Raw genomic sequence first — 12,668 nt, forward strand, 5'->3', positions numbered from 1 at the left:
TTCGGGGAGCGCCGCGCCGGCTGACTGCGGCGTGTCACTTCTCCAGTTCCATGATCACGGCGGGGAAGGCGCTGTCCACAGGAGCCCCGCTCGTCCCCAGACCGGGCGCGACCGGCCGGCGGCGGGCTCCGTGCCACGACCCTGCCGCAGTGGACTTCGGCTTCTACCGCACCGTGGCCGCCCAGGGCGGGGTCTTCACCGTCGCCCAGGCGCTGGACTGCTGCTCCGACGCCGAGGTGCGCCGGCTGGTCCGCGAGGGGAGGTGGCGGCGGAGCCGCTGGCGCGGCGTGCTCGTGGACGGGGAGCTGCCCGACTCACCTGCGGCCACCGTTCGCGCTGCCGCGCTCGTGGTGGGCCCCGATCTGGTCGCCTGCCACACCACCGCAGCGACCCTGTGGGGCTTCGCCCTGCACGCGAACGACGACGTTCACTTCCTCGGACCGGCGTCGCTGGCCAATCGCCGCCGGTCGGGAATCCAGGTCCACCCCTCCTTCCTGGGCACCGACGACGCGGTGCTGGTCGACGGCGTGTGGTGCACGCCACCGGCCCGGACGGCGTGCGACGTCGTCCGGCTCGGGCGTCCGGTGGACGGTCTGGCGACGCTGGACCTCGCGCTGGCCACCGACCGGTGCACCCCGCTCGAGCTCGCAGCCGCGGCAGCAGCGCAGGCGGGGCTGCGGTCGGTCGTCCGGCTGCGGGGGCTGCTGCCGTACGCAGATGGCCGGTCGGAGTCGCCGATGGAGTCCCGGATGCGCTGGCGGTATCTCGACGGCGGACTGCCCGCTCCGGATCTGCAGGTAGAACTCCGCAACGGTCGCACCCGCCGTCGGCTGGACGTCGGGTGGCGCGAGCCGCGAGTCGGCGCGGAGTACGACGGGCTGGAGTCGCACATGACCCGCGAGCAGTTGCGCGATGACCGGGAGCGCGCCAACTGGGTGCGCGAGCAGGGATGGTCCCTGGTCCACGTCACCGACCTCGATGTGTACCGGCGGCCGCGGGCGATGGTGCTGACGGCGGCCCGGGCGATCGGGATGGCACCGCCTGCCGACCGCCCATGGCTGCCCTGCTGAGCCACCTGAAGGCGTGATCATCGAGTTCGGGGAGCGCCGCGCCGAGATGTGGCGGTGTGTCGGTCCCCGAGCTCCATGATCACGGCGGGCGAGCGGGTTCACACCCGGAAGACCACCGTCCGCAGCAGCACGAAGTTGACCACCGTGCCGAACCCCTGGGACAGCGCCCAGGCCAGCGTCACGGTCCACCACCGGTCCGGCAGCACGGCCAGCGCGAGGGCGTTGACGCCGAGGATGACGAAGAACGTCGTGCTGTACAGCAGGGTGAAGCCCAGCGCCCGGCTCCGGCTGCCCTCGACGCCGAACGCCCACCGGCGGTTCAGCGCGTAGGCGGTGGTGGTGCCGCAGAGGAAGCTGAGCGCCCGGGCGGCGTGCACCCACAGCCCCAGGTGCAGCGCGAGGGTGTAGACGCCCAGGTCGACGACCGCGCTCAGGGCGCCGACGACGACGAACCGGCCCGCCTGGCCCCAGAGGCCGCCGCGGGCGCCACCGGTCACGCGCGCACCGCCGGTCAGTTGGCGACGGAGCGGCAGTCGCGGCGCCGGAGGTCGCTCAGGTAGTCGTCGGGCGCGCCCGCCGCCTCGGCGGCGTCGGCGATCGCCCCGAGGTACCGCGCCGAGGGCAGGCCGCCCTCGAAGGCGTCCAGCGCATAGGCGTAGGCGACGACGTCGCCGGCCAGCGTGTGCACCCGCAGCCGCACCTTGCGGTAGAGCCCGTGGTCGGCGCCCTCCCAGGCGTCCAGTGTCTGCTCGTCGGCATCGGTGAGGTCGTAGAGCGCCACGAACACCCCCGGAGAGGTGTCCTCGGCCGGCACCAGGGTGGCCAGCGCGCCCTCCCAGCCGAGCTCCTCGGCGCCGAACGTCAGCCGCCAGCCGGGGATCCAGCCGGTACCGGCGAACGGCGAGGACGGGCAGCGCCGCAGCATCTGCGCCGGGTCCATGTTCGACCCGTACGCGGCGTAGAGACCCATCGGCGGCACCCTAGCCGCGCGGGTCAGGGCGGGCCCGCCGAGGGGCGGTCCCGCATCCGGGCGGCAGATGCGGGGAGAATGACTCGCGCGCGGCCAGCTGGCCGGCACAGCCAGATCGCACCGAGCCGGAGGACGGACCATGACCCGCATCGTGATCATCGGCGGCGGCCCGGCCGGCTACGAGGCCGCCCTCGTCGCCGCGCAGCTCGATGCCGACGTCACCGTGGTGGAGCGCGACGGCATCGGCGGCGCCAGCGTGCTCACCGACTGCGTCCCCTCCAAAGCTTTCATCGCGGCCGCCGGGGCGATGACCTCGGTCCGCGACTCCGCGGTGCTCGGCCTGCAGGGCAGCGATCTGGGTTCCGTCGGGCTCGACCTGGCGACGGTGAACGGCCGGATCCGCGGCCTGGCCATGGCGCAGTCGGCCGACATCCACGCCCGGCTCGAGTCCGAGGGGGTCGCGCTCATCGCCGGGCAGGGCCGGCTCTCCGACGAGGTCCGCGGGCTGATGACCCACCGGGTCGAGGTGCTCGACGCCGCGGGCACGGTGACCCGGGAGCTGGAGGCCGACGTCGTCCTGATCGCCACCGGCGCCGATCCCCGGGTGCTGCCCGGGGCCGAGCCCGACGGCGAGCGGATCCTGTCCTGGCGGGACGTCTACGACCTCGAGGACATGCCCGAGCACCTGGTCGTGGTGGGGTCCGGCGTGACCGGCGCCGAGTTCGCCTCCGGGTACCTGGAGGCCGGTGTGCCGGTCACCCTGGTGTCATCCCGCGAGCAGGTGCTGCCCGGTGAGGACGCCGCCGCCGCCGCCGTCGTCGAGAAGGTCTTCCAGTCCCGCGGCGGCCGGATCGCCGAGAAGGGCCGGGCCGAGTCCGTCGTCCGCACCGAGAAGGGCGTGCGGGTCTCGCTCACCGACGGCCGCGTCGTCGAGGGCTCCCACGCGCTGATGACCGTGGGCACCGTGCCGAACACCGCGGACCTCAACCTCGAGGTCTGCGGGGTGGAGCTCAGCGGCTCCGGACACGTCGTCGTCGACCGGGTCTCCCGGACGACGGTGCCCGGCATCTACGCCGCCGGTGACGTGACCGGCGTCTTCCAGCTGGCCTCGGTCGCGGCGATGCAGGGCCGGATCGCCATGTGGCACGCCCTGGGCGAGGCGGTGGCCCCGATCAGGCTGAAGACCGTCGCGGCCAACGTGTTCACCCACCCGGAGATCGCCACCGTGGGCGTGCAGGAGAAGACCCTCAGCGAGTCCGTCGACGTCCAGGTCGTGCAGCTGCCGCTGGCCACCAACGCCCGGGCCAAGATGAGCGACCTGCGCGACGGGTTCGTGAAGCTGTTCACCCGGCGCTCGACCGGCGTCGTCGTGGGCGGGGTGGTGGTGGCCCCGGGAGCCTCGGAGCTGATCCTGCCCATCGCGCTGGCCGTGACCAAGGGGCTCACCGCCGACGATCTGGCCCACACGTTCTCGATCTACCCGTCGCTGTCCGGGTCGATCACCGAGGCCGGCCGCCGGCTGATGGGCATCGACGACCCGTCCTGACCCGGGGCGGCTGTGACCAGCGGGACGTGGGTCCACCCGATGCGGAGAACCCGGCCCCGGACGGTCCGGCCCGGGGCGCGGCACGCCGATGCAGAGGGCAGCCCCTTCTGCCCTGGAGTTCTGCGTGCCCGACGTCTGCCGCCCCTGGCCTGCGCGGTTGTCGTTGGCGGTCCTGGCCGTCGTCCTGGCGGTCGTGGGCACCCAGCTCGCCGTGCCGGGCACGGCCCGCGCCGATGACGTCGCCGCCGAGCCGGGGGAGACCGTGGTCGGCCGGCTGGTGCAGGCGTGGCCGGAGTACGAACACGTCGCCGAGGCGCGGGACGGCGCCGACCAGGGGCCGCTGAGCTGGGTGGAGACCGTGGACGGCGACAGCGTCCGGGTGTCGACCGAGGAACTGCAGGACGCCGTCGACGTCTCGGTGGGGGCCACGGTGTCGGTCACCGTCGGCGACGAGGTCGAGGACCAGCAGGCCGAGGCCGCGGGGATGGACCCCGCCGCCGAGGTGCTGCACGCGACCGTGCTGGCCGCCGCGCCCGCCCCGGACCAGGGCGCGACCCCGGCGGGGCTGGTCACCGCAGCGGTGACCGTGGTGACGGCCGTGCCGCGGGGTGGCGTCCGGGACGGCCGCCGGCTGCAGGACGTCGTGGACCTGGTCAACGGGCCGGTCTCCGCCTTCTGGTCCGCCCAGAGCGACGGCGCGATCACCGTGGGCGTGACCGCCCAGTACGACCGCCCCACGCCCACCCGGGCCGGCTGCGACGATCCCCGGGCGCTGTGGGACGAGGTGGCCGCCTCCGTCGGGTGGACCCGAGGCCCCGGCAAGCATCTGCTGGTCTACCTCCCGACCACGGCCACCGGGTGCGGATACGGGCTCGCCGAGATCGGCACCCACCGCAACGGCGGCGGCCGGCTCTACGTCCGGGACGCGGCGGCGGGAGTGATCACCCATGAACTGGGCCACAACTTCGGGCTCGGTCACTCCTCGCAGCTGCATTGCGACGGCGCCGTGGACAGCGGCAACTGCCGGGTCACCGGCTACAACGACCTGTACGACGTCATGGGCTACTCGTGGCAGCGGATCGGCACGCTCAACGCCCCCCATGCGGCCCGGCTCGGGCTCCTGCCGGCCGGCGAGCGGGTCGTCGTCCCGCCGTGGGCGCCCACTGCCTCCTACACGCTGGTGCCGATGTCCTCGGCCACCGGCCCCCGGGCGATCGAGCTGGTCGGCCCGGATGGTGACCGCCGGTGGCTGGAGTACCGGCAGGCCAGCGGACAGGACGCCTGGCTGGCGACCGGGGCGGGCGGGTTGCAGAGCGGGGTGACCCTCCGGGTGTCCGCCGAGCAACCGGACACCTCCCTGCTGCTCGACGGCTCGCCGCGGTCGCCGGCCCGCAGCGAGGACGTCCAGGTCACGCTGCCGGTCGACACCCCCGTGGCCGTCTGGTCCGGCGAGGTGACCGTCACCGTGCGGAGCCTCGGCGCCGGCTCCGCCGTCGTCCAGGTGGCCCCGGGCGGCAGCCCGGTCGGCCAGCGCTACGTCGCGACCGGGGGAGCCGGTGGGCGGCTCGGCGCGCAGACCGGCCCGCTGGTCTGCGGGCTCCACGGGGGCGGCTGCCTGCGTGCGTTCCAGCACGGGTCGGTCTACTGGTCCCCGGCGACCGGCGTGCACGAGGTCCGCGGCGCGAGCCGCGACCGCTGGGCGGCGCACGGCTGGGAGCGCGGCACGCTGGGCTACCCGGTGACCGACACGGAGTGCGTGCTCGTCGACGGCGGCTGCTACCAGCACTTCCAGGGTGGCACCGTGATGTCCAGCGCGACGGGTGCCTGGGCGGTCACCGGCGCGCTGCGCGACGGGTGGTTCGCCCGCGGATCGGAGGCCGGGGCGCTCGGCTACCCCGCCGCCGCGGCGGTGTGCGGGCTGCGCGGCGGCGGCTGCTTCCAGCGGTTCGCCGGTGGGTCGCTGTACTGGTCCGCGGCCAGCGGGGTGCGCGCGGTCACCGGGCCGACCGCCGAGGCCTGGGCGCGGCAGGGCTGGGAGCACGGACCGCTGGGCTACCCGGTGACCGATCCGGTCTGCGGGCTGCGGGACGGCGGCTGCTACCAGCACTTTCAGGGCGGCACCGCGATGTCCAGCCCGGCGACCGGGTCCTGGCCGATCAGCGGCGCGCTGCGGAACGGCTGGTTCCGTACCGGCTCGGAGGCCGGGCTCGGCTACCCGATGGCCGCGCCGGTCTGCGGGCTGCGCGATGGCGGGTGCCTCCAGCGGTTCGAGCAGGGCACCCTCTACTCCTCGGCGTCGACCCCCGCCCGGGCGCTCACCGGGCCGACCGGTGAGGCCTGGACGCGGCAGGGCTGGGAGGGCGGCCCGCTGGGCTACCCGGTGACCGATCCGGTCTGCGGGCTGCGGGACGGTGGCTGCTACCAGCACTTCCAGGGCGGCACGGCCATGTGGAGCCCCGCCACCGGCTCGTGGGCGGTGTCCGGGGTGCTGCGCGACGGCTGGTTCCGGATGGGCTCGGAGCGCGGCGTCCTGGGGTACCCGACCGGCGCGGCGGTGTGCGGTCTGCGCGACGGCGGCTGTCTCCAGCAGTTCGCCGGGGGAGCGGTCTACTGGTCGCCCGCGACGGGCGCCCGCGCGGTGCAGTCCGGCGCCATCCGCGACCGGTGGGCGATCCTGGGCTGGGAGGCCGGGCTCGGCTACCCGGTGGACGAGGAGCGCGCCGTGCCCGGCGGACGGGTCCAGCGCTTCCAGTTCGGCTCGCTGCTGCTGGACCGGGCGACTGCCCGGGTGCGGCTCGCCTGACCGGACGATCCACCCGCGCGACGACCACTTCCGGCACTCGACTGGTGCCCGGGGAACGCCGTGCCGATGGATGACCCATGCACCGTGGCACGTCCCTGTCCGGATCCGGCGTCGTCCTGACCCTCCTTGCCGCCCTGGCGGTCACCGTCGCGCCGCCGGCCGCCGCGGCCGACGGCGAGACCACCGTGGACGTCCTCCGGGTGGTCGACGGGGAGTACGCGGTCGAGACCGTCGTCGTGCCGGTGCGCAGCGCCGCGGCGACGGCGGCCGGTCTGGCCGACGACCCCGGGGTCGTGGCGGCCAGCCCGCAGGTGACCTACCGGGTGGACGGGACGACGGATCCCTACTGGCGCGACACCGACCCGGGCGGCGCCAGCTCCGTGACGTCGGTCTGGCCGCGCACCCGCGGGGCCGGGCAGTTGGTCGCGGTGCTCGACACCGCCGCGGCCTTCACCCACCCCGACCTGGTCCACGCGGCGCTGCCGGGTACCGACATCGCCCGCGGGCCCGGAGAGCCCTGGCACGGTGTCGGCGTGGCCGGAGTGGTGGCCGCGCAGGCGGACAACGGGATCGGCGGGGCCGGAATGGCACCCGACGCCAAGGTCATGCCGGTGCGCGTGTGCGACGACGGCGGGTGCGCCTCCGGCGACGTCGCCCGGGGGGTCCTCTGGGCGGTCGACCGCGGGGCCGACGTGATCAACATGTCGCTGTCCGGCGCCGGGTACTCCGACGTGCAGGCCGCGGCGGTCCAGTACGCGCTGGACAAGGGCATCTCGGTGGTCGCCTCCGCAGGCAACGACGGGCTCAACGGGAACCCGGTGATGTACCCCGCGGCGCTCAGCGGGGTCATCGGCGTCTCCGCGACCACCCAGGCCGGTGCCCCCGCGGACTGGGCGGTGCACGGCTGGCAGGTCGACGTCTCCACCGTCGGGGACAGCATCCTGACGTCCTCGCCTCCCGACTCGTACGCGAATGCCACCGGCACGTCGTTCTCCGGCCCGGCCGTGGCCGGCGCCGTCGCCCTGCTCCGCAGCGGCCACCCCGGCATCGAGCCGGCGGCGGTCCAGGCCGCGCTGCAAGCGGGCGCGGAGAGCAGCTCCTGGGACCGCACCTACGGAGCCGGGCGGCTGGACGTGCCCGCCGCCTTCGCCGCGGCCGACCGCAGCAGCGCGCCGATCACCGTCACCCCCGGTGCCGGGCAGATCGACGTCAGCTGGGACGCCGTGCCCGGGGCGACCGGCTACACCGTCCGCGTGGACGGCACCGTCCGGGCGACCGGGTCCGCCACCAGCGCCCGGGTCACCGGTCTGACCGACGGCAACCAGGTCGCCGTGGACGTGCAGGCGGACGGCGGGGACCGCGGCCGCCCGGTGCTCGCGACCGTCGGCGGGGCCACCCCGGCCACCCCGGTGCTGGACAGCGCCGCGCTCCGGGGCACGAGCAGCAGCGCGCTGCTCGAGCTGGTCGCGTCCGTCGACGGAGCGGTGTCGCCTCGCTACGACATCATCCGGAACGGGGTGAGCATCGGGTCGACGGCGCTGGCGCTGACCAGCACGCCGGCCACCTTCTCCATCGGCATCGGTGCCATGCCCACCGTGGAGGCCCGCTGGCAGCTGCGACCCCAGGCCGACCTGGGCCGCACCGCGACCGCGTCGAATGCCGTCGTCACGGGCTCCGGCCGGCCGGCCCCGCCACCCGCCGTCACCGGGCTGGCCGCCCAGGACCGGGACGGCGAGGTGCTGCTGACCTGGGACGACCAGGGGACAGCGCTCACCTACCGGGTGAGCGTGGCCGGCGCCGTGGTCGCCACCCCGCGGACCGCCGGTGCGGTCGTCCCGGCGCCGTCGCCGGGGCAGTCGCGCACCTACGCGGTGTCCGCCGTCGACGCCTGGGAGCAGGCAGGGCCGGCCGCGGCCGTCGAGGTGGGCACCGCCGCGGCGACGGCGCCGGGTGCCCCGACCGGGGTGAGCGCGGCGCCGGGGAACGGCAGCGCGACGGTCACGTGGTCGGCGGCGCCGGACAACGGCAGCCCGGTCACGCAGTACACGGTGGCCGCCGCGCCGGGCGGTGCGACGGCCACCACGAGCGGTGCGACGACGGCGAGAGTGACCGGGCTGAGCAACGGCACGCCGTACACGTTCACGGTGACCGCGACGAACGCGGCGGGCACCGGGCCGGCCAGCAGCGCCAGCGCCCCGGTGACGCCGGCCGACGTGCCGGGCGCGCCCACGGCGGTGGTGGCGGTCGCACACGATGCCGGCGCCACCGTCTCCTGGACGCCGGGGCCGGACAACGGCAGCGCGGTCCGGCGCTACTCGGTCCGCTCGCCGGAGCGTCCGGGCGTCGTCTCGACGACCACGGGCACCACGCTGCTCGTGCCGGGCCTGACCAACGGCACGCCGTACACCTTCGTCGTCCGCGCGGACAACAGCGTGGGCACCGGGCCGGAGAGCGCGGCGAGCACCCCGGTCGTCCCGGCGGGCGTGCCGGGTGCCCCGACGGCCGTGACCGCGACGGCCGGTGACGGCCGGGCGACGGTCACCTGGTCGCCGGCGCCGGCGAACGGCACCCCGGTCACCGGGTACACGGTGACCGCCCAGCCGGGCGGGAGGACCGCCACGACGACGGGCGCGACCGACGCGACGGTGACCGGGCTGACGAACGGCACGGCGCACACGTTCACGGTGACCGCGGCCAACGCGGTCGGCGCCGGCCCGGCGAGCGCCCGGAGCGCGGCCGTCACCCCGGTCGCGCCCAGTGCCATCACCCGAGCCCACGACGCGCTCGGCGGGAACGCCGGCCGCCTCGGCGCCCCGACGACGGAGGAGCGCTGCGGGCTGCGCAGCAACGGCTGCTACCGCGCCTTCGCCCACGGCTCGATCTATTGGACGGCGGCCACCGGCGCCCACGCGGTGACCGGGACGGTGCTCGGCCGGTGGGCCTCGCAGGGCTGGGAGGGCGGCCCGCTGGGCTACCCGGTGACCGGCACGGAGTGCGCGCTCGTCGACGGCGGCTGCTACCAGCACTTCCAGGGCGGGACGGTCATGTCCAGCCCGGCGACGGGGGCGTGGCCGGTCACCGGGGTGCTGCGGGACGGCTGGTTCCGGACCGGCTCGGAGGGCGGGGTGCTGGGCTATCCCGCGGCGGCGGCGGTGTGCGGGCTGCCCGACGGCGGCTGCCTGCAGCGCTTCGCGAAGGGGACGCTCTACTCGTCCCCCGCCACCGGGGCGCGCGCGGTCCTCAACCCCGCTGCCGACGCCTGGGCCCGGCAGGGCTGGGAGCGCGGGGCGCTGGGCTACCCGGTGACCGACACCACGTGCGGGCTGGCCCGCAGCGGCTGCTACCAGCACTTCCAGGGCGGCACGGTGATGTACAGCCCGGCGAGCGGCTCGTGGGCGGTGACCGGCGTGCTCCGCGACGCGTGGTTCCGCACCGGCTCCGAGGGCGGGGCGCTGGGGTACCCGGCGTCCGCGCCGGTGTGCGGGCTGCGCGACGGCGGCTGCTTCCAGCGGTTCGAGCGGGGGGCGCTGTACTGGTCTTCGGCCACCGGGGCGCGCGCGGTGGTCGGCCCGGCCGGTGACGGCTGGGCCCGGCAGGGCTGGGAGGGCGGCCCGCTGGGCTACCCGGTCACCGACACCACCTGCGGTCTCAAGGACGGCGGCTGCTACCAGCACTTCCAGGGCGGCACGGTCATGTACAGCCCGGCCAGCGGCTCGTGGGCGGTGACCGGAACGCTGCGCGACCGCTGGTTCGCCTCGGGGTCCGAGGGCGGCGTGCTGGGGTACCCGGTGTCCGCACCCGTCTGCGGGCTGCGCGACGGCGGCTGCTTCCAGCACTTCGAGCGCGGCTCGATCTACTGGACCTCGCGCACCGGCCCACGTGTGGTCGCCGGGGCGATGCTCGAGGCCTGGAGGCGCCACGGCTGGGAGAACAGCGCGGATCTCGGCTACCCGGTGTCCGAGGTCAACTGCACGCTGGTGAACGGGGGGTGCTTCCAGGTCTTCGAGCGCGGTTCCCTCTACTCGGGAGGAACCGGGGGCCCGGCCGTGGTATCGGGCGTGCTGCGGGACCGGTGGGCCGCGCTCGGTTGGGAGCGCAGCTTCCTCGGCTACCCCCAGAGCGACGCCAGCTGCGGGCTCGCCGGCGGCTGCGCCCAGACTTTCCAGCACGGGGAGATCACCTGGTCGCCGGCGACTGGTGCGGTGGCGCTGAGCTACTCGCTCCAGTTGGCCTGGTACGAGGAGGGCGCCTGGTCGGGCCGTCTCGGCTGGCCGGTCGACGCCCGCACCGGGGGCGGGCCCACAGTGCCGCACTGGGGACGCTTCCAGCACGGTGAGGTGATCTCTCAGTGGGGCGGCGCGAACGCGGGCCACAGCTACCAGGTCACCATGTACTGAGCCGGTCCGCGCAGCGCGCGGGCCGGCTCGACCAGCCAGGTCAGTCGGCGATGGTGCAGATGACCGCGCCGCTGGTCACCGCGGCGCCCACCTCGGCGGACAGCCCGGAGACGGTGCCGGCCTTGTGCGCGGTGATCGGCTGCTCCATCTTCATCGCCTCGAGCACCACGACCAGATCACCGGCCGCGACGGTCGCGCCGTCGGAGACGGCGACCTTCACGATGGTGCCCTGCATCGGGGAGGTGAGGCTGTCCCCGGAGGCGGCGGCCCCACCGCCTCCGCCACTGCGCCGGCGCGACCTCGGCCCGACGTCGGCCGGTGCGGCCCCGCCGGCCGCCAGCCCGGCCGGGAGCGAGACCTCCAGCCGGCGTCCACCCACCTCGACCACGACCGTCTGCCGGGGCTCTGGTTCCGCTGCCGCGCCGGGTGCAGCCGCGTAGGGCTCGACCTGGTTGTCCCACTCGGTCTCGATCCACCGGGTGTGCACGGTGAACGGCTCACCGGTGAACGCCTCGTCGCGGACCACCGCCCGGTGGAACGGGACCACGGTCGGCATGCCTTCCACCACGAGCTCGTCCAGCGCCCGGCGGGCGCGCTGCAGCGCCTCCTCCCGGGTGGCGCCGGTGACGATCAGCTTGGCCAGCATCGAGTCGAACGCACCGACGACCTCGCCGCCGGTCTCGACGCCGGAGTCCCAGCGCACCCCGGGGCCCTGGGGGATCTCCAGCCGGGTCACCGGACCGGGGGCGGGCATGAAGTTGCGGCCGGCGTCCTCGGCGTTGATCCGGAACTCGATGCTGTGCCCGCGCGGGGCCGGGTCCTCGGTCACCTCCAGGGGCAGGCCGTCGGCGATCCGGAACTGCTGCCGCACCAGGTCGATCCCGCTGGTCTCCTCGCTGACCGGGTGCTCGACCTGCAGCCGGGTGTTGACCTCCAGGAAGGAGATCGAGCCGTCGGCGCCGACCAGGTACTCCACGGTGCCCGCCCCGACGTACCCGGCGGCCAGGCAGATCGCCTTCGCCGACGAGTGGATCCGGTCCCGCTGGGAGTCGGTGAGGAACGGCGCGGGCGCCTCCTCGACCAGCTTCTGGTTGCGCCGCTGCAGCGAGCAGTCGCGGGTGCCGACCACGACGACGGTGCCGTGCGTGTCGGCCAGCACCTGGGCCTCGACGTGCCGCGGCTTGTCCAGGAACCGCTCGACGAAGCACTCGCCGCGGCCGAACGCCGAGACGGCCTCGCGGACGGCGGAGTCGAACAGCTCGGGGATCTCCTCGATCGTGCGGGCCACCTTGAGCCCGCGCCCACCGCCGCCGAAGGCGGCCTTGATGGCCACCGGCAGGCCGTGCTCCTCGGCGAAGGCCACGACCTCCTCGGCGTCGGCGACCGGGTCCTTGGTGCCCGGCACCAGCGGCGCGCCGGCCTGCATCGCGATGTGCCGCGCCGCGACCTTGTCGCCGAGGTCGACGATCGCCTGCGGCGGCGGGCCGATCCAGGTCAGGCCGGCGTCGATCACGGCGGCGGCGAAGTCGGCGTTCTCGGAGAGGAACCCGTACCCGGGGTGCACGGCGTCGGCGCCGGACTGCCGGGCGGCCGCCAGGATCTTGTCGACCACCAGGTAGGAGTCGCCGGGGGTCGTACCGCCCAGCGCGAAGGCCTCGTCGGCGGCGCGCACGTGCAGGGCGTCCCGGTCCGGCTCGGCGTACACCGCGACGCTGGTGAGTCCGGCGTCCCGGCACGCGCGGGCCACCCGGACCGCGATCTCGCCACGGTTGGCGATGAGGACCTTCTGCACCGGTGCTCTCCTTCTCAGTCGGCCGGACGGAGAGTAGCCAGGAGCGGGGAGGAGGGCGCGACAGGGGCGCCTGCTGTGAAGAGAATTCAC

Annotated in this window: 7 protein-coding genes; 4 read left to right on the forward strand and 3 right to left on the reverse strand. The window is 75.3% G+C overall.

Going from position 1 to position 12,668, the window contains the following annotated elements:
• Positions 1 to 149: 149 nt before the first annotated feature.
• On the forward strand, positions 150 to 1,070 hold the full coding sequence (locus ACYVG5_RS13855) for an endonuclease domain-containing protein (RefSeq protein WP_222049938.1): 921 nt from the start codon (positions 150 to 152) through the stop codon (positions 1,068 to 1,070).
• Positions 1,071 to 1,168: 98 nt separating this feature from the next.
• On the opposite strand, the gene ACYVG5_RS13860 is transcribed toward ACYVG5_RS13855, so the two are convergent.
• On the reverse strand, positions 1,169 to 1,567 hold the full coding sequence (locus ACYVG5_RS13860) for a GtrA family protein (RefSeq protein ID WP_460683259.1): 399 nt from the start codon (positions 1,565 to 1,567) through the stop codon (positions 1,169 to 1,171).
• 14 nt (positions 1,568 to 1,581) lie between these two features.
• The gene (locus tag ACYVG5_RS13865) at positions 1,582 to 2,040 is read right to left on the reverse strand and encodes a gamma-glutamylcyclotransferase family protein (RefSeq protein WP_222049937.1); all 459 of its coding nucleotides are present in this window, start codon (positions 2,038 to 2,040) and stop codon (positions 1,582 to 1,584) included.
• Between the two features lie 139 nt (positions 2,041 to 2,179).
• Here ACYVG5_RS13865 and ACYVG5_RS13870 point away from each other — a divergent pair, with 139 nt between their 5' ends.
• The 3 genes from ACYVG5_RS13870 (at position 2,180) to ACYVG5_RS13880 (ending at position 10,786) form a co-directional block, all read left to right on the forward strand.
• On the forward strand, positions 2,180 to 3,586 hold the full coding sequence (locus tag ACYVG5_RS13870; protein ID WP_222049936.1) for an NAD(P)H-quinone dehydrogenase: 1,407 nt from the start codon (positions 2,180 to 2,182) through the stop codon (positions 3,584 to 3,586).
• Positions 3,587 to 3,743: 157 nt separating this feature from the next.
• Positions 3,744 to 6,389, forward strand: a complete 2,646-nt coding sequence (locus tag ACYVG5_RS13875; protein ID WP_460683260.1) for a hypothetical protein — start codon at positions 3,744 to 3,746, stop codon at positions 6,387 to 6,389.
• Between the two features lie 77 nt (positions 6,390 to 6,466).
• Complete coding sequence (locus ACYVG5_RS13880; protein WP_222049934.1) at positions 6,467 to 10,786, forward strand: S8 family serine peptidase; 4,320 nt, start codon at positions 6,467 to 6,469, stop codon at positions 10,784 to 10,786.
• A gap of 40 nt (positions 10,787 to 10,826) precedes the next feature.
• Here ACYVG5_RS13880 and ACYVG5_RS13885 read toward each other — a convergent pair whose 3' ends face one another.
• Positions 10,827 to 12,578: an acetyl/propionyl/methylcrotonyl-CoA carboxylase subunit alpha gene (locus ACYVG5_RS13885; RefSeq protein WP_222049933.1), complete on the reverse strand. Its 1,752-nt coding sequence runs from the start codon at positions 12,576 to 12,578 to the stop codon at positions 10,827 to 10,829.
• Between the last annotated feature and the right edge of the window lie 90 nt (positions 12,579 to 12,668).

The sequence above is a fragment of the Modestobacter lapidis genome (assembly GCF_054780755.1).